Consider the following 17,196-nt stretch of genomic DNA (forward strand, 5'->3'; position numbering starts at 1 on the left):
CTGGGGCACGCATTCAGGAGCTCACACCATGCCCCGTACAATTACGGATGAAAAACTCTGCCGCCGGTTCGCAGCATGTCAGCGATGATGGCCTACAACTGCATATCGCGATGGTCCGGCGCGCTCGGCGTCTGCGCCATCGTCGCGGTCATCCGCCCGGCTCACGCCGATCCGCGCGCCGTCGTTGAATTGTTCACCTCGCAGGGCTGTTCGTCGTGTCCGCCGGCCGACCAGATCGTCGGCGAACTGGCCAAGGATCCGTCGGTGATCGCGCTGAGCATGCCGGTCGACTACTGGGATTATCTCGGCTGGAAGGACACGCTGGCGGACTCGCGTTTCAGCGCGCGTCAGAAAGCCTATTCGCACGTTCGCGGCGATCGCAACCTCTACACGCCGCAGATGATCGTCAACGGCTCGGTGCAAGTGATCGGCAGCGATCGCGCCGCCATCGACGGCGCCATCAAGACCACCAGCAAGACCGAAGGCGTGATGTCGCTGCCGGTGACGATGACGCTGTCGGGCAAACTGCTCAATGTCTCGGTCGATGCGAGCAAGGTCCCGACGGCGGGCCGCGGTGAAATCTGGCTCTGCTCGGTCTCGAAGGCGGTGCCGATTTCGATCGGGCGCGGCGAGAACCGCGGCCAGCAGATCACCTATTACAACGTGGTGCGCAGTCTCGTGAAGGTCGGCGACTGGAACGGCAGTTCGGGAAGCTGGACCGTGCCGCTGGAAAATATTTCCCGCGAGGGCGTCGACGGTGCGGTCGTCTATGTCCAGGACGGCAGTCGCGACAAGCCGGGCGCGATGCTCGGCGCCGCCTACACCGCGCTGCGCTGACAAGCGCACAGCTCGCGTAGCCCTGATGGAGCCAACGGGTCGCGCGAATGCGCGCCCGGTGACGGGCTTCGCGTAAATCCGCACAGTGCAGCGGCCGGTAGATTCCCGGATTTGCACTTCGTCCCATCCGGGCTACGAGTCTTCTCCGAAATCGCGATTGCAGATCGTGGGTTCGCAGCTTGGCACGCGAGTGTCGGCTGACATTGTCGAAGCGGCCACCACAAACGAAAAAGGACCAACTTTCGTTGGCCCAGTATCGGGATTAACTCCCTTCTGCGAACAGGCCCGATCCCGACGGCCCCGGGGGGCTGGGGGCTGAGGAATCCGGAACCGAAAGGACCGGGCCAACGCAGGATTGCTTTCTCGCAACCCAGCGGGGCAGGCGGTTGGCAGAAGTGGGGCAGCAATAAGATTCCGCTAACGATCCCGTGAATCGATTTTTGTTCCATTTCGGCGGTTCCACGCGGTTTCCTTCGTATTTACAGCCCCCTTGCGGCGTCCTGCGGTTAGCGCGATCATGTAGGTGTCGGCATGCTCCCGAAAAGTGGGGACCGGTTTTCGGAACGAGAGCATGCCTGAGATTACAGGAGGCGCTCCATGAGCCCGATCTCGGAGGACACCGATCCAAGCGATAGCCGCGCAGTGGCGCGCCCCGCCACTGCAGTTCCCCCGCCTAATCGGGTCACATTCAATCGCCTCGAACTCAACCGCATCCTCAACCTGTATGGCCGCATGGTCGCCGACGGCGAATGGCGCGACTACGCCATCGACTTCATGAAGGACCGCGCGGTGTTTTCGGTGTTCCGCCGCGCTTCCGAAGTCCCGCTTTACCGTATCGAGAAGGATCCGCGGCTCGCGCGCAAGCAGGGCATGTACAGCGTGATCTCGGCGACCGGGCTGATCCTCCGCCGCGGCCACGAGCTCGAACGCGTGCTGCTGGTGATCGACCGCAAGCTGGCGGTGGTTTGACGGCGTTGCCCGTAGGGTGGGCAAAGGCGCACTGCGCCGTGCTCACCATCCCTCCCTCGATTGCTAGCTGATGGTGGGCACGCTTCGCTTTGCCCACCCTACAGCGCTACGAAATTCTCAATCCTTCGGCACGGTCGACCCGCCTTCACCGAGCGCGAGCTGCATCATCACGGTGTCGAGCCAACGGCCGAACTTGAGGCCGACATTGGCGTGCGTCCCAATCATCTGGAACCCGCATTTGGTGTGAAGGCCGATCGAGCCGGCATTGGCAGAATCGCCGATCACCGCGATCATCTGCCGGAAGCCGCGCGCCTCGCATTCCGGGATCAGCCGCTGCAACAATTGCAGGCCGATGCCGCGGCGGTGGGTCGAGGGCTTCAGGTAGATGGAATTTTCCACCGTGAAGCGGTAGGCCGGCCGCGGCCGGTAGGGGCCGGCATAGGCGTAACCGATCACCTCGCCTTCGACGGTGGCGGCGAAATAGGGAAAGCCGCCATCCATCAGCGTCCTGAACCGCCGCGTCATCTCGGCGAGATCGGGCGGGACCAGTTCGAACGTGGCGGTGCCATAGCGCACCGCGTGTTCGTAGATGTCGGTGATGGCGGGGAGGTCGGCCTCGGTAGCGGGCCGGATTTCAGGAGCGGACGTTTCAGCAGCGGACATGGCAATAAGATACCAGCAGGCCAGTCCGGATCAACGCTCTTTCCGTCATGGCCCGGCTGAGGTCCGGGCATGACGACCACGGACCAAAAGAAAAGCCCCGGCCGCGAGGCCGGGGCTTCAATTCTTGAACCTGTCGGCAGCGACTAGTCGCGCTGGCCGAGGAGCTGCAGGAGCAGCGTGAACAGGTTGATGAAGTTCAGGTAGAGCGACAGCGCACCCGAGATCGCCGCCTTCTCCGCAATCTCGCCGCCTTCAGCGGCGTAGCCGTAGATGTAGTCGTTCTTCAGCCGCTGGGTATCCCAGGCGGTGAGGCCCGCGAACACCAGCACGCCGACCACCGAGACGATGAACTGCAGCATCGAGCTCGCCAGGAACAGGTTGACCAGGCTCGCGATGACGACGCCGATCAGGCCCATGAACAGGAACGACCCCATGCCGCTCATGTCACGCTTGGTGGTGTAGCCGTAGAGGCTCAGCGCGCCGAAGGTCGCCGCGGTGATGAAGAACACCCGCACGATCGAGGTGTGCGTGTACACCAGGAAGATCGACGACAGCGAAATGCCCATCAGCGCCGAGAACACCCAGAACAGCAGTTGGGCGGTCGCCGGCCGCAGCCGGTTGATGCCGGCCGAGATCGCGAACACCATCACCAGCGGTGCGAGGATGAACAGCCACTTCAGCGGGCTGACATACATCGCGTAGCCGAACGGCGTCAGGAAGGCGTTGCCGAACCGGGCGGCAGCGCCGGCCTGGTCGGTGGTCACCGCAGCCATGTAGACGCCGAGCGCCGCGAGGCCGGTGATGGCCAGGCCGATGCTCATGTAGTTGTAGATGCGCAGCATGTAGGCGCGCAGACCGGCATCGACGGCCGCTGCGTCAACGCGTCCGGCGGCCCGGCCGAAAGGAGATACGTAGTTACGGTCTAGGTCCGACATGGTCGAATTCCCGTTGGTTGGGCCGGCGGAGCGCAAGGGGTTTGCGGCGCCGGTTAGATTTCTTAGCTCAGATGTCCCGATCTGCCGACGTTAGTTTCACGTCATGAACCCGGCCACTGATCTTGGCTGGTATGTGGGAAACTAACACATTCGATGCAAGCTTCCACGCGCGGCTGAATGTCGCTTCTGCCTGCCATTTGCGCGTAAAGCTTGCGTTAACCCGGCCTTCCGCCGCTACAAATTGTCACAAATTCCGCAACACGCTGGCTGGCTTCTGGTTCAGCGCCAGCAACGTCCCGGCGAGCCCAAGCCCCACCGTGACGATCAGGGCCGCGACAACCACGCCGGCCGCGCTGCCGGCCTGCCAGACGAAACTCAGCGTCATCAGCCGGGTGACGATCAGCCATGCCGCGATCGAACCTGCGATGACGCCGAATACGGCGGTGGCAAGGCCGATCATCAGGTATTCCAGTGCGTAGGCGCCGAGCAGCCGCGCCCGGGTTGCACCCAGCGTCTTCAGGATCACCGCGTCATAAACCCGGTGGCGATGGCCTGCGGCGAGCGCGCCGCCGAGCACCAGGATGGCCGAGATCAGCGTCACGGCGCTGGCGCCGCGGATGGCGAGCACGAGGTTGGTGACGACGGTGCCGATGGTTTCCAGCGCTTCGCGAACCCGCACGCTGGTGACCATCGGAAAGGCGTCCGCCACCTGCTTGATGATTCGCGCGTCGCCCGCCGCGTCCGGGTGGACCTCGGACAGGGTCGCGACATGGCTGTGCGGCGCGCCCTTGAACGCGTTGGGCGAGAACACCAGCACGAAATTGATGCCGAGCCCCTGCCAGTCGACGTTGCGGAAATTGCTGATCCGGGCCGGAATGTCGCGGCCGAGCACGTTGACGACGATCTCGTCGCCTATTCTGAGCTTCAGTCCGTCGGCGATCTTCTTCTCCAGCGAGACCAGCGGCGGCCCCTTATAGTCCGCGTTCCACCATTCGCCTTCGACCACCTTCGAGCCCCTGGGAACTTCGCTGGTGTAGGTCAGGCCGCGGTCGCTCTGCAGCACCCATTCGGAATCCTGCGACGGATTGAGTTCGTCGGCCTTGACGCCGCGGGCCGCGACGATGCGTCCGCGCAGCATCGGCACGTCCTCAACCGTCGATTGCGGTGCGACCTGCTTGAGGAAGGCGCCGAAGCGGTCGGCATCGGCGGTCGGGATGTCGATGAAGTAGAACGAGGGAGCTTTCTCCGGCAACGCGGCCAGGAACTGCCGGCGCAGATTGCCGTCGATCTGGGTGATGGTGACGAGCACCGCGAGCCCGAGGCCGAGCGACATCACCACCGAGGGCGTCAGCGCGCCGGGCCGGTAGATGTTGGCGATCGCCAGCCGCAGCATGGTGATGCGGCTGCGTGGCATCCGGCGGGCCAGCGCCATCAGCCCGGCGGCGACGCCGCGCAGCAGCGCGAATACCGCAACCGAGGACACGACGAACACCGCCGCAACCCGTTTGTCGTAGGAAAGCCCGATAGCCACAGTGATCAGCAGCACGATCACGGCCGCCATCAGCGCGAGATAGCCCCAGCGCGGCCGGTGCCATTCGCGCGCGACTTCCTCGCGAAACAGCGCCGCAACCGGCACGTCGTGCACCCGGCCGAGCGGCCACAATCCGAACGCGAGCGCGGTGAGCAGGCCGTAGATGAACGACAGTGTCAGTTCGTCCGGATGCAAAGCAGGGATCACCGGCAGCGGCAGCAGCTTGCCGAACACGCCGACAATGAGGAACGGCAGCGCCGCGCCGGCCGCGAGCCCGATCACCGAACCGACCGCGGCGAGCAGGACCACCTGCGTCAGATAGATCGTGAAGACGTCGCGCCCCGTGGCGCCGAGCGCCTTGAACGAGGCAATGACGTCGCGGCGCCGGTCGATATGGCTCTTGACCGCATTGGCGACGCCGACGCCGCCGACCAGAAGCGCGGCGAGGCCGACCAGCGTCAGGAACTGGCTGAAGCGGTTGATGGTGCGTTCGAGTTGCGGGGAGGCGTTGCTGCTGCTGCGGATCCACCAGCCGGCCTCGGGGAGGGCGCTCCTCGCGCTCTCGATCAATTGGGTCGCGGCGCGATCGTCGGCCGCATTGTTCGGCAGCTTCACGCGGTAGATCCAGCGCACCAGGCTGCCGGGCTGCAGCAATCCGGAAGCGCGCAGGCTCGCCTCGCTGACGAGCACGCGCGGGCCCAGCCCGACATTGCCGGCCAGCTTGTCCGGCTCGGCGCCTACGACGCTGCGAATCTGGAACGTGGCGTTGCCGATGGTGATCCGGTCACCGAGCTTGAGATCGAGCCGCGCCAGCAGCGTGGAATCCACCGCCGCGCCGAACGCACCGTCACGCTCGGCCAGCAGATCCGCCATCGGCATTTTCGGCTCGAGCGTCACCTCGCCGAGCATCGGATAGTTGCCGTCGACGGCCTTGAGTTCGACCAGCGCCAGTCTGCCGTCGCTGCTTCGGGCCATCACGCGCAGCGCGGCCGCCACCGACACCTGGCCACGCGCCCGCAGGAAACCGATTTCCTCCGGCTTGGCCTCACGCTGGATCAGCGAGAAGGCGACGTCGCCGCCCAGCAACGTGCGGCCCTCGCGCGTCAAACCTTCACCGAGGCTCGCGGCGACCGAGCCGACGCCGGCAATCGCCATCACGCCGAGCGCGATGCAGGCGATGAAGACGTAAAAGCCGCGCAAGCCGCCGCGCAACTCGCGCAGCGCGTAACGGAAGGCCAGCGACGATGCGCGGCTATGATAGACGGGTTCGGAAACGGTGGTCATGAGTGGCTGTCGATCCGGCCCGAGCGCAGCCGCACCACACGGTCGCAGCGCTGCGCCAGAGAGCTGTCATGCGTTACCAGCACCAGTGTCATGCCGCGCTCGGCATGTTTGGTGAAGAGCATGTCGACGATCTGCTTGCCGGTGGCCTCGTCGAGATTGCCGGTCGGCTCGTCCGCGACAAGAATCGCCGGATCGGGCGCCAGCGCGCGGGCGAGCGCCACGCGCTGCTGCTCGCCGCCGGACAATTGCGTCGGATAGTGATGCAGGCGTTCGCCGAGGCCGACGGACGCGAGCTCCTTTGCCGCGCGCTCCGCCGCGTCGGGATTGCCGGCGAGCTCCAGCGGCACCGCGACGTTCTCCAGCGCGGTCATGGTCGGGATCAGATGAAACGACTGGAACACGATGCCGACCTGGCGGCCGCGGAAGCGGGCCAGCGCATCCTCGTCGAGGGCATTGAACGGAGTGCCGTTCACCACCACCTCTCCGCTGTCAGGACGTTCCAACCCCGCCATCACCATCAGCAAGGTCGATTTGCCCGAACCCGAAGGTCCGATCAGGCCGATCGCCTCGCCCGATGCCACACGAAGGCTGATATCTTTCAGGATATGAACGCGAGCGGCGCCGGTGCCGAGCGAGAGGTTGACGTTGGAAATGGAAATGGTGTCCGGCTCGAGGCCGGTCAGCGAAGAGGGTTCGATGAGACTGTCCATGGCTCGGTCATATGGCACTTCCGCCGCTCGGGTCGAGGGCTTGAAATGGATGTTTGCGCACATACGCGTGTTGATTATGGCTTTGATGACGGCCGGGCCGGTCTGGGCCCAGACCCCCGCTACGGCTCCCGCCAAACCCGTCAAAATGGTCGTTCTCGGCGATTCCCTGAGCGCCGGCCTTGGCCTTTCCGCGCCGGCGGCGTTCCCGGCCCGTCTACAAAAAGCGTTGGCTGACAAGGGGATAAAGGTCGACATGACCAATGCCGGGGTATCCGGCGACACGACTTCCGGGGGCCGCGACCGGCTGGACTGGTCGATCCCGGACGGAACCGAGGCGGTGATCGTCGAACTCGGCGCCAACGACGCTCTTCGCGGCATCGATCCCGCCGTCACCCGCGCCGCCCTGACCGACATCCTGACCCGGCTGAAGGCGCGCAAGATCGCCGTTCTCTTGTGCGGAATGGTGGCGCCGCCCAATTACGGCAGCGACTATGCGGCGCGCTTCAACGCTATCTATCCCGAGCTTGCGAAATCGTTCGGCGTGCCGCTTTACCCATTTTTCCTGGAGGGGGTCGCCGCCGACGCCAAACTCAACCAGGCCGATGGCATCCACCCGACCGCCGAGGGCGTCGATATCATCGTGAAGAATATTCTGCCTATGGTGGAAGCATTTCTCGGCACGATCTCCGGGCAGCGGAGTTGAAAAAAGGAGCACAGACAAGGTTACCCAAAGGTTTTTCCGTAGCATTGCGGAGTGCGCGGCCCACGTGCTTCGCAGAGTCATATAAGTCGGGTAGAAAATAGCTATCGGTGATTCGTCACCGGGCGCTGTTACAGGACATGGTCCTTTTCAAGGTCATGCCCAAGCATCGGGAGTCATGCGATGCCGCGTTTATTTGCTGGACTGGAAATTCCGGCCGAGATCGGCCAGAGCCTTTCCAATTTGCGTGGCGGCCTTCCCGGCGCACGCTGGATCGATCCCGAAAATTACCACGTTACCTTGCGCTTCATCGGCGACATCGACGGCATGTCGGCGAATGAAATCGCCTCGATGCTGTTCCGGGTCAACCGCAAACCGTTTGAGGTCAAGGTGCAGGGCCTGCAGAGCTTTGGTGGCAAGAAACCGCGCGCGGTGGTCGCCTCCGTCGAGCCGAGCCGGCCGCTGATCGAACTGCAGGCCGAGCTCGAACGGATGATGCAGCGGATCGGTCTCGATCCCGAGGGACGCAAATTCACGCCGCACGTGACGCTCGCGCGGCTGCATGATGCGTCGAGCCGGGACGTCGCCGATTATCTCTCGGTGCGCGGCTACTTTCCGAGCCGCACGTTCATGGCCTCGCGATTCGTGCTGTTCTCGTCGCGCGCCTCCACCGGAGGCGGGCCCTATGTGGTCGAGGATTCCTACGCTCTGAGTGCGTGAGGCATAGATGTAGCCCGGATGAAGCGAAGCGAAATCCGGGGTAAGTGTCTCCGCTTGTCGCAGACCCCCCGGTTGCGCTCCGCTTCACCCGGGCTACGTAGCGTCGTTTGCATACCCCCGGCACCAATTCACGGCTTGCAATTTCCGCTCGCTTGAGGCCGAAAGGGGGCCATGCTGTCGACCGACCCCACCTCGTTCCACGCACAGTATCAGGCGCTGGTTTCCTCCGGCGCGATCGAGGCCGATCCGGCGCAGGCGGAGGCCGCGGAGGCGTTTGCCGCGCTCGACGAACGGTTGTCGAGCTACAAGCCGGCGAAGAAGCTCAGCCTGCTTGGCCGTCTGTTCGGCGACAAGAGCGAAGCGCCGCCGCGCGGGCTTTACGTGCATGGCGAGGTCGGTCGCGGCAAGACCATGCTGATGGATCTGTTCTTTCAGCACTCGCCGGTCCAGCACAAGCGCCGCGCGCATTTCCACGAGTTCATGGCCGAGGCGCATGAGAAGATCTACGCCTATCGCCAGAACATCGCGCGCGGCGAGATCGCCGACAGCGACGTGATCGAACTGACGGCCAACGCCATTTTCGACGAGGCGTGGCTGTTGTGCTTCGACGAATTCCACGTCACCGACATCGCCGACGCCATGATCCTGGGGCGGCTGTTCTCAAAGCTGTTCGAACTCGGCACCGTGGTGGTGGCGACCTCGAACGTCGCGCCCGAAGACCTCTACAAGGGCGGTCTCAACCGCGCGCTGTTCCTGCCCTTCATCACCCAGATATCGGATCGCATGGACGTGCTGCGGCTCGACGCCCGCACCGATTTTCGCTTGGAAAAGCTTGCCGGCGTGAAGATGTGGCTGGTGCCGCCGGATGATGAGGCGGGTGCTGCGCTCGATCGTGCCTGGCGCAAGATGACGGGCAATGCGCCCTGCAAGCCGCGCGATATCGCGATCAAGGGGCGCATGCTGCGCGTGCCCTGCTCGGCGCACGGCGTTGCGCGATTTTCCTTTGCCGACATCTGCGAAAAGCCGCTCGCCGCCTCGGATTACCTGCGGCTCGCGCACGACTATCACACCATCCTGATCGACCGCATTCCGGTCATGGACTATCCCGAGCGCAACGCCGCCAAGCGTTTCATCTCGCTGATCGACACGCTCTATGACAATGCCGTGAAGCTGATGGCCTCGGCCGAGGCCGATCCGGTGTCGCTGTATCTGGCGACCGAAGGCATCGAGGCCATGGAGTTCAAGCGAACCGCGTCGCGGCTGATCGAGATGAGCTCGGAATCCTACCTGGCGCTTCCTCACGGGCGGAAGGATTCTGCAGCGAGCGGATCGAGCACGGGTTTGGTGGAGACGTGACGGCGTAGCCGTCATTCCGGGGCGATGCGCAGCATCGAACCCGGAATCTTGCGCCACAACTTCTGGATTCCCGGTTCGCGCTGTCGCGCGCCCCGGAATGACAGTGCTTCCTGGCATACCTGACCGAATTCAAGGCAGGGCCTTAGAATTGGGCTCGCCCCGTCTTGAACCGGTCAATCGAAAGGGATAGCAAGCCATCCGGCTGACTAATCCACCCCTCACTCTTCGTCTCAGAAGGACAAATTTCCCATGGCGCGCGACAAGATTGCTTTGATTGGCTCCGGTCAGATCGGCGGAACGCTGGCTCACCTCATCGGCCTGAAGGAGCTCGGCGACGTCGTGCTGTTCGACATCGCCGAGGGCGTTCCCCAGGGCAAGGCGCTCGACATCGCGCAGTCGTCCCCGGTCGACGGTTTCGACTCCAATCTCACCGGCGCCAATTCCTATGAGGCGCTCGATGGCGCCAAGGTCTGCATCGTCACCGCCGGCGTGCCGCGCAAGCCCGGCATGAGCCGCGACGACCTCTTGAGCATCAATCTCAAGGTCATGGAACAGGTCGGCGCCGGCATCAAGAAATATGCCCCCGACGCGTTCGTCATCTGCATCACCAACCCGCTGGACGCGATGGTGTGGGCGCTGCAGAAGGCTTCCGGGATGCCGCACAAGAAGGTCGTCGGCATGGCCGGCGTGCTCGACTCCGCGCGCTTCCGCTATTTCCTCGCCGACGAATTCAACGTCTCGGTCGAGGACGTCACCGCCTTCGTGCTCGGCGGCCACGGCGACACCATGGTGCCGCTGACCCGCTATTCCACCGTTGCCGGCATTCCGCTGCCCGACCTCGTCAAGATGGGCTGGACCTCGCAGGCCCGCATCGACGAGATCGTCGACCGCACCCGCAACGGCGGCGCCGAGATTGTGAACCTCCTGAAGACCGGCTCGGCGTTCTACGCCCCGGCGGCTTCCGCGATCGCGATGGCCGAGAGCTACCTGAAGGACAAGAAGCGCGTGCTGCCCTGCGCCGCCTATCTCAACGGCGAATACAACGTGAAGGACATGTATGTCGGCGTTCCCGTCGTGATCGGCTCGAAGGGCGTCGAGCGCGTGGTCGAGATCGAGCTGGCCGGCAAGGATCGCGAAGCCTTCGACAAGTCGGTTGGCGCAGTTCAGGGCCTGGTCGACGCCTGCAAGAAGATCGCGCCCGATCTGCTCGGACGTTGATTTTGCTCAGCTTTCGCTCCCTCACGGGGGCGAAAGCGTTTTCAGGGTTGCAGTTATATTGGTATGTGGTATGCCAACTACCAATGCCGGTGAACTGTAGAACTCGCCGCTAAAGGGTTTTGGGGAGCGTCCAAGATGAATATCCACGAATACCAGGCCAAGGCTCTGCTGCACGAATTCGGCGTGCCGATTTCGCGCGGCGTGGCTGTGTTGAAGGCCTCGGATTCTGAAGCCGCCGCCAAGCAGCTCCCCGGCCCGATCTGGGTGGTGAAGAGCCAGATCCATGCCGGCGGCCGCGGCAAGGGCAAGTTCAAGGAAGCTTCCGCCGGCGACAAGGGCGGCGTCCGCATCGCCAAGTCCGTCACCGAGGTCAACGAATTCGCCAAGCAGATGCTGGGCGCGACGCTCGTCACGATCCAGACCGGCGCGCAGGGCAAGCAGGTCAACCGCCTCTACATCGAGGAAGGCTCCGACATCGACAAGGAGTTCTATCTCTCGATCCTGGTCGACCGCGAATCTTCCAAAGTGTCGTTCGTGGTTTCGACCGAAGGTGGCGTCAACATCGAGGAAGTCGCGCACAACAACCCGGAAAAGATCGTGACCTTCTCGGTCGATCCGGCCACCGGCATCATGGGCCATCACGGCCGCACGGTGGCGAAGGCGCTCAACCTCTCCGGCGATCTCGCCAAGCAGGCCGAGAAACTGGTGGCGCAGCTCTACAGCGCCTTCACCGCCAAGGACATGGCCATGCTGGAAATCAATCCGCTTGTTGTCACCAGGCAGGGCCAGCTCCGCGTGCTCGATGCGAAAGTGTCGTTCGACGACAACGCGATGTACCGCCATCCGGAAGTGGCCGCGCTGCGCGATGAGACCGAAGAGGACGCCAAGGAAATCGAGGCGTCGAAATACGATCTCAATTACGTCGCCCTCGACGGCACCATCGGCTGCATGGTCAACGGCGCCGGCCTCGCCATGGCGACCATGGACATCATCAAGCTCTACGGCATGGAGCCCGCCAACTTCCTCGACGTCGGCGGCGGCGCCAGCGTGGAAAAGGTCGCGGCCGCCTTCAAGATCATCACCGCCGATCCGAACGTGAAGGGCATCCTGGTCAACATCTTCGGCGGCATCATGAAATGCGATATCATCGCCGAGGGCGTGGTCGCCGCGGTGAAGCAGGTCGGCCTGCAGGTGCCGCTGGTGGTGCGGCTCGAAGGCACCAATGTCGAAGCCGGCAAGAAGATCATCAGCCAGTCCGGCCTCAACGTGGTGTCGGCCGACAATCTCGACGATGCCGCACAGAAGATCGTGAAAGCCGTCAAGGGAGGCTAGCGATGGCTGACCATCTCGCCGCACCGACACCGCTTCCGGAGCATCAGAAGCTCGCGGCATTTGCGGGCGAATGGGCCGGCGAGGAAATGGTCTATCCGTCGCGCTGGACCGCGGGCGGTCCGGCGACCTCGCATGTGGTCGCGCGGATGGCTCTCAACGGCTTCTATCTGATCCAGGACACCCGCCAGATGCGCGACGGTAAGGAGAGCTTCGCCACCCACGGCATGTTCACCTACGATCGCGAAGACCGGACCTACAAATTGTTCTGGCACGACTCGCTCGGCTACTATTCGCCGGCGCCGGCCTCCGGCGCCTGGGTCGGCAACAAGCTGACCCTGGTGCGTGGCTCGCTGCGCGGCAATGCGCGCCATGTCTACGAAGTCGTCGACGACAACAGCTACACCATGAAGGTTCAGTTCTCACCGGATGCCGAGGGATGGGCCGACGTGCTCACCGGCGTCTACCGGCGCATTCACTAAAAACCCATCGTTCCCGGTCACCCACGAAAGCGTGCTCAACCATGTCCGTTCTGATCGACAAGAATACCAAAGTCATCTGCCAGGGTTTCACGGGCAAGAACGGCACGTTCCATTCGGAAGCCGCGATCGCTTACGGCACGAAGATGGTGGGCGGCACCTCGCCGGGCAAAGGCGGCTCCAAGCATCTCAATCTGCCTGTCTTCGACACCGTTCGCGAGGCGCGCGAGAAGACCGGCGCGGACGCGAGCGTGATCTACGTTCCGCCGCCGGGCGCGGCGGACGCGATCTGCGAAGCCATCGATGCGGAAATTCCGTTGATCGTCTGCATCACCGAGGGCATTCCGGTGCTCGACATGGTGCGCGTCAAAAGGTCGTTGAGTGGATCGAAATCGCGCCTGATCGGGCCGAACTGCCCGGGCGTGATGACCGCGGGCGAGTGCAAGATCGGCATCATGCCGGCCAACATCTTCAAGCCGGGCAGCGTCGGGATCGTTTCGCGCTCGGGCACGTTGACCTATGAAGCCGTGTTCCAGACCACCCAGGAAGGCCTCGGCCAGACCACGGCGGTCGGCATCGGCGGCGACCCGGTCAAGGGCACCGAATTCATCGACGTGCTGGAGATGTTCCTCAAGGACGAGAAAACCACCTCGATCATCATGATCGGTGAAATCGGCGGCTCCGCCGAGGAAGACGCCGCCCAGTTCATCAAGGACGAGGCCAAGCGCGGCCGGAAGAAGCCGATGGTCGGCTTCATCGCCGGCGTCACCGCCCCTCCCGGCCGCCGCATGGGCCATGCCGGCGCCATCATCTCCGGCGGCAAGGGCGACGCCGGATCCAAGACGGCGGCCATGGAAGCCGCCGGAATTACGGTGTCTCCGTCGCCGGCACGGCTCGGACACACCCTTGCCGAAAAATTGAAGTCTTAATTCAGTCCTTGGTTCTTTTAGGCGGGAATATCCCGCCTAAATAGGGTAAAGCTTCTTACCGAGCTGGTTCGGGCCTCCGGACCGGCTAAAGCGCCGTTTTCCATGCGCAAAGCGACAATTACCAGGACGCCAACATGTCTCGCCAGGACGCGAACGCAGCATTTGCCCTCTCTTCCTTTTTGCAGGGCACCAACGCCACCTACATCGACGAGCTCTACGCCCGCTACGAGCAGGACCCCGGCTCTGTCGACAGCGAATGGCAGGAATTCTTCAGGAGCCTGAAAGACAGCCCGGCCGACGTCCAGAAGAACGCCGAGGGTCCGTCCTGGGGCCGGGACAACTGGCCGCTGACGCCGCAGGACGATCTGACCTCGGCGCTGGACGGCAACTGGGCGCAGGTCGAAAAGGCGGTCGGCGCCAAGCTCGCCGCCAAGGCCCAGGTCAAGGGCGCCGAGCTGTCGCCTGCCGACGTCAACCAGGCGACGCGGGATTCCGTCCGCGCCCTGATGCTGATCCGCGCCTACCGCATGCGCGGTCACTTCCACGCCAAGCTCGATCCGCTCGGCATCGAGGCGCCGCGCGACCGCGAAGAGCTCGATCCGCGCACCTACGGCTTCACCGAGGCCGATTTCGACCGCAAGATCTTCCTCGACCACGTGCTCGGCCTCGAATACGGCAGCTTGCGCGAGATCGTCGTGATCTGCGAGCGCACCTATTGCCAGACGCTCGGCGTCGAGTTCATGCACATCTCCAACGCGGCGCAGAAGGCCTGGATTCAGGAGCGCATCGAGGGGCCGGACAAGGAAATCAGCTTCACCCCGGAAGGCCGCCGCGCCATCCTCAACAAGCTGATCGAGGCCGAGGGCTTCGAGAAATTCTGCGACGTCAAATTCACCGGCACCAAGCGCTTCGGCCTTGACGGCGCCGAGTCGCTGATCCCGGCGCTGGAGCAGATCATCAAGCGCGGCGGCAATCTCGGCGTGAAGGAGATCGTGCTCGGCATGCCGCATCGCGGCCGCCTCAACGTGCTGACCCAGGTGATGGGCAAGTCGCACCGCGCGCTGTTCCACGAGTTCAAGGGCGGCTCCGCCAATCCCGAGGACGTCGAAGGCTCCGGCGACGTGAAGTATCACTTGGGCGCGTCGAGCGACCGCGAGTTCGACGGCAACAAGATCCATCTGTCGCTGACCGCCAACCCGTCGCATCTGGAAATCGTCGATCCGGTCGTGCTCGGCAAGGTGCGCGCCAAGCAGGACCAGCATGGCGATCCACCCGACATGCGCATTTCGGTGCTGCCGCTGCTGCTGCACGGCGACGCGGCGTTCGCAGGACAAGGCGTGGTGGCGGAATGCTTCGGTCTCTCCGATCTGAAGGGCTACCGCACCGGCGGCTCGCTGCATTTCATCGTCAATAACCAGATCGGCTTCACCACCTATCCGCGCTATTCGCGCTCCTCGCCCTATCCGTCGGATGTGGCGAAGATGATCGACGCGCCGATCTTCCATGTGAATGGCGATGATCCGGAGGCGGTGGTGTTCGCCGCCAAGGTCGCGATCGAGTTCCGGCAGAAGTTCCACAAGCCTGTCGTCATCGATATGTTCTGCTACCGCAGGTTTGGCCACAACGAGGGCGACGAGCCGGGCTTTACCCAGCCGGTGATGTACAAGCGGATCGGTTCGCATCCGTCCACGCTCTCGCTCTATGCCAAGCGCCTGGTCGCCGACGGCGTGCTGACCGAGGGCGAGGTCGAAAAGGCCAAGGCCGACTGGCGCACGCGGCTCGATGCCGAGCTCGAGGCGGGCTCCGGCTACAAGCCGAACAAGGCGGACTGGCTCGACGGCAAATGGGCCGGCTTCAAGGTCGCCGACCAGGAAGAGGATGCGCGACGCGGCGTCACCGGCGTCGATATCGGCATTCTCAAGGATATCGGCCGCAAGATCACCAAGGTGCCTGATGGTTTCCGGGTTCACCGCACCATCCAGCGTTTCCTGGAAAACCGCGCCAAGGCGATCGACAATGGCGTCGGGATCGACTGGGCGACCGGCGAGGCGCTGGCGTTCTGCACGCTGATGCAGGAAGGCCATCACGTCCGCCTGTCGGGACAGGACAGCGAGCGCGGCACGTTCTCGCAGCGCCATTCGGTCCTGATCGATCAGGAAGACGAGAGCCGCTACACGCCGTTCAACCATCTCGGCCACGACCAGGGCCACTACGAGGTCATCAACTCACTATTGTCCGAAGAGGCGGTGCTCGGCTTCGAGTACGGCTATTCGCTGGCCGAGCCGAACGCGCTTGCGATGTGGGAAGCGCAGTTCGGCGACTTCGCCAACGGCGCCCAGGTGGTGTTCGACCAGTTCATCTCGTCGGGCGAACGCAAATGGCTGCGCATGTCCGGTCTCGTCTGCCTGCTGCCGCATGGCTATGAAGGGCAGGGGCCGGAACACTCCTCGGCACGCCTCGAGCGCTTCTTGCAGATGTGCGCCGAAGACAACATGCAGGTGGTGTATCCGACCACGCCGGCGAATTACTTCCACGTGCTGCGGCGCCAGCTCCATCGCGAGATCCGCAAACCCCTGATCATGATGACGCCGAAGTCGCTGCTGCGCCACAAGCGCGCGATTTCGCGGCTCGACGAGCTCGGCAAGGACACGACCTTCCACCGCATCCTGTACGATGATGCGCAGATGCTGCCCGACGAGAAGATCAAGCTGGCGCCGGACGACAAGATGCGCCGCGTCGTGCTGTGCTCGGGCAAGGTCTATTACGACCTCTACGAGGAGCGCGAGAAGCGTGGCATCGACGACATCTACATCCTGCGCGTCGAGCAGCTCTATCCGGTGCCGCTGAAGGCACTGGTGCAGGAGCTGATACGCTTCAAGAACGCCGAGGTCGTGTGGTGCCAGGAAGAGCCGCGCAACATGGGCGCGTGGCACTTCATCGAGCCCTATCTCGAATGGGTGCTGAACCAGATCCACGCGCCGAACCGCCGTCCGCGTTACGCCGGCCGTGCGGCGTCGGCGGCAACTGCCACCGGTCTGATGTCGAAGCACCAGGCACAGCTCAAGGCGATGCTGGACGAGGCGCTGAACTAACAGTACCCGAAAGTCGTCATGCCCGGGCAAAAGGCGCGAAGCGCCGTCTTTGCCCCGAATGTCCCGGGCATCCACGTCTTGCTTTTTGAATTTGACTTTAAGGCGTGGATGGCCGGGACGAGCCCGGCCATGACGCAAAGAGGAAACCATATCATGACTGAAATTCGTGTTCCGACGCTGGGTGAGTCCGTGACGGAAGCCACCATCGGCCGCTGGTTCAAGAAGGCGGGCGACGCAGTGGCCGTGGATGAGCCGTTGGTCGAGCTCGAGACCGACAAGGTCACCATCGAAGTGCCGGCGCCCTCCGCCGGCGTGCTCGGCGAGATCGCGGCCAAGGACGGCGAGACCGTCGCCGTCGGCGCGCTGCTCGGGCAGATCAATGAAGGCGCGGCCGGCGCCGCCAAGCCCGCTGCGGCCGCACCCGCCAAGGCCGCTGCTCCGGCG

At 63.8% G+C, this 17,196-nt stretch carries 15 protein-coding genes; 11 read left to right on the top strand and 4 right to left on the bottom strand.

Annotated features, from left to right (window positions below; genetic code table 11):
• Positions 1–75 precede the first annotated feature (75 nt).
• Together CQ12_RS24240 and CQ12_RS24245 are read left to right on the top strand one after the other, a co-directional pair.
• Complete coding sequence (locus tag CQ12_RS24240; protein ID WP_057837818.1) at positions 76–837, top strand: DUF1223 domain-containing protein; 762 nt, start codon at positions 76–78, stop codon at positions 835–837.
• 597 nt (positions 838–1,434) lie between these two features.
• A complete protein-coding gene (locus CQ12_RS24245; protein ID WP_057837819.1) occupies positions 1,435–1,806 on the top strand; it encodes a DUF2794 domain-containing protein in 372 nt (123 codons plus the stop codon).
• Between the two features lie 117 nt (positions 1,807–1,923).
• On the opposite strand, the gene CQ12_RS24250 is transcribed toward CQ12_RS24245, so the two are convergent.
• The 4 genes from CQ12_RS24250 to CQ12_RS24265 form a co-directional block, all read right to left on the bottom strand.
• Positions 1,924–2,469 carry a GNAT family N-acetyltransferase gene (locus CQ12_RS24250; protein ID WP_057837820.1) on the bottom strand — a complete coding sequence of 182 codons (546 nt, stop codon included), beginning with the start codon at positions 2,467–2,469 and terminating at the stop codon, positions 1,924–1,926.
• A 143-nt stretch (positions 2,470–2,612) separates the two neighbouring features.
• Complete coding sequence (locus CQ12_RS24255; RefSeq protein WP_057837821.1) at positions 2,613–3,404, bottom strand: Bax inhibitor-1/YccA family protein; 792 nt, start codon at positions 3,402–3,404, stop codon at positions 2,613–2,615.
• Between the two features lie 244 nt (positions 3,405–3,648).
• Positions 3,649–6,219, bottom strand: a complete 2,571-nt coding sequence (locus CQ12_RS24260) for an ABC transporter permease (RefSeq protein ID WP_057837822.1) — start codon at positions 6,217–6,219, stop codon at positions 3,649–3,651.
• Positions 6,216–6,929 (bottom strand): ABC transporter ATP-binding protein, encoded by a 714-nt coding sequence (locus CQ12_RS24265; protein WP_057837823.1) that lies wholly within the window; start codon positions 6,927–6,929, stop codon positions 6,216–6,218. Before CQ12_RS24265 ends, CQ12_RS24260 begins: the two co-directional genes overlap by 4 nt.
• Between CQ12_RS24265 and CQ12_RS24270 the strand changes: the two genes are divergently transcribed.
• From CQ12_RS24270 to CQ12_RS24310, 9 genes are all read left to right on the top strand, one after another.
• A complete protein-coding gene (locus tag CQ12_RS24270) occupies positions 6,928–7,632 on the top strand; it encodes an arylesterase (RefSeq protein WP_198164248.1) in 705 nt (234 codons plus the stop codon). The two genes, CQ12_RS24265 and CQ12_RS24270, sit on opposite strands and share 2 nt — an antisense overlap.
• 180 nt (positions 7,633–7,812) lie before the next feature.
• Positions 7,813–8,349 (top strand): RNA 2',3'-cyclic phosphodiesterase, encoded by a 537-nt coding sequence (gene thpR / locus CQ12_RS24275; protein WP_057837825.1) that lies wholly within the window; start codon positions 7,813–7,815, stop codon positions 8,347–8,349.
• 171 nt (positions 8,350–8,520) lie between these two features.
• Positions 8,521–9,705 carry a cell division protein ZapE gene (gene zapE, locus CQ12_RS24280; RefSeq protein WP_057837826.1) on the top strand — a complete coding sequence of 395 codons (1,185 nt, stop codon included), beginning with the start codon at positions 8,521–8,523 and terminating at the stop codon, positions 9,703–9,705.
• A gap of 249 nt (positions 9,706–9,954) precedes the next feature.
• Positions 9,955–10,923, top strand: a complete 969-nt coding sequence (mdh, locus tag CQ12_RS24285; protein WP_057837827.1) for a malate dehydrogenase — start codon at positions 9,955–9,957, stop codon at positions 10,921–10,923.
• Between the two features lie 135 nt (positions 10,924–11,058).
• Positions 11,059–12,255, top strand: coding sequence for an ADP-forming succinate--CoA ligase subunit beta (gene sucC / locus CQ12_RS24290; RefSeq protein ID WP_057837828.1), 1,197 nt, complete (start codon positions 11,059–11,061; stop codon positions 12,253–12,255).
• A gap of 2 nt (positions 12,256–12,257) precedes the next feature.
• Positions 12,258–12,734, top strand: a complete 477-nt coding sequence (locus tag CQ12_RS24295) for a DUF1579 family protein (RefSeq protein ID WP_057837829.1) — start codon at positions 12,258–12,260, stop codon at positions 12,732–12,734.
• Between the two features lie 41 nt (positions 12,735–12,775).
• Positions 12,776–13,660 carry a succinate--CoA ligase subunit alpha gene (sucD, locus tag CQ12_RS24300; protein ID WP_057837830.1) on the top strand — a complete coding sequence of 295 codons (885 nt, stop codon included), beginning with the start codon at positions 12,776–12,778 and terminating at the stop codon, positions 13,658–13,660.
• 134 nt (positions 13,661–13,794) lie between these two features.
• Complete coding sequence (locus CQ12_RS24305; RefSeq protein WP_057837831.1) at positions 13,795–16,752, top strand: 2-oxoglutarate dehydrogenase E1 component; 2,958 nt, start codon at positions 13,795–13,797, stop codon at positions 16,750–16,752.
• Positions 16,753–16,905: 153 nt separating this feature from the next.
• Positions 16,906–17,196: biotin/lipoyl-containing protein (locus tag CQ12_RS24310; protein WP_283807406.1), on the top strand; the 291-nt coding region annotated here is incomplete at its 3' end.

This window comes from Bradyrhizobium jicamae (assembly GCF_001440395.1).
Classification (GTDB): Bacteria; Pseudomonadota; Alphaproteobacteria; order Rhizobiales; family Xanthobacteraceae; genus Bradyrhizobium; species Bradyrhizobium jicamae.

Bases quoted from the DNA above. Each gene is read 5' to 3' on its own strand.
- CQ12_RS24240 (WP_057837818.1), top strand. From the start codon at position 76: ATGTCAGCGATGATGGCCTACAACTGCATATCGCGATGGTCCGGCGCG.
- CQ12_RS24245 (WP_057837819.1), top strand. From the start codon at position 1,435: ATGAGCCCGATCTCGGAGGACACCGATCCAAGCGATAGCCGCGCAGTG.
- CQ12_RS24250 (WP_057837820.1), bottom strand. From the start codon at position 2,469: ATGTCCGCTGCTGAAACGTCCGCTCCTGAAATCCGGCCCGCTACCGAG.
- CQ12_RS24255 (WP_057837821.1), bottom strand. From the start codon at position 3,404: ATGTCGGACCTAGACCGTAACTACGTATCTCCTTTCGGCCGGGCCGCC.
- CQ12_RS24260 (WP_057837822.1), bottom strand. From the start codon at position 6,219: ATGACCACCGTTTCCGAACCCGTCTATCATAGCCGCGCATCGTCGCTG.
- CQ12_RS24270 (WP_198164248.1), top strand. From the start codon at position 6,928: ATGGCTCGGTCATATGGCACTTCCGCCGCTCGGGTCGAGGGCTTGAAA.
- CQ12_RS24265 (WP_057837823.1), bottom strand. From the start codon at position 6,929: ATGGACAGTCTCATCGAACCCTCTTCGCTGACCGGCCTCGAGCCGGAC.
- thpR (WP_057837825.1), top strand. From the start codon at position 7,813: ATGCCGCGTTTATTTGCTGGACTGGAAATTCCGGCCGAGATCGGCCAG.
- zapE (WP_057837826.1), top strand. From the start codon at position 8,521: ATGCTGTCGACCGACCCCACCTCGTTCCACGCACAGTATCAGGCGCTG.
- mdh (WP_057837827.1), top strand. From the start codon at position 9,955: ATGGCGCGCGACAAGATTGCTTTGATTGGCTCCGGTCAGATCGGCGGA.
- sucC (WP_057837828.1), top strand. From the start codon at position 11,059: ATGAATATCCACGAATACCAGGCCAAGGCTCTGCTGCACGAATTCGGC.
- CQ12_RS24295 (WP_057837829.1), top strand. From the start codon at position 12,258: ATGGCTGACCATCTCGCCGCACCGACACCGCTTCCGGAGCATCAGAAG.
- sucD (WP_057837830.1), top strand. From the start codon at position 12,776: ATGTCCGTTCTGATCGACAAGAATACCAAAGTCATCTGCCAGGGTTTC.
- CQ12_RS24305 (WP_057837831.1), top strand. From the start codon at position 13,795: ATGTCTCGCCAGGACGCGAACGCAGCATTTGCCCTCTCTTCCTTTTTG.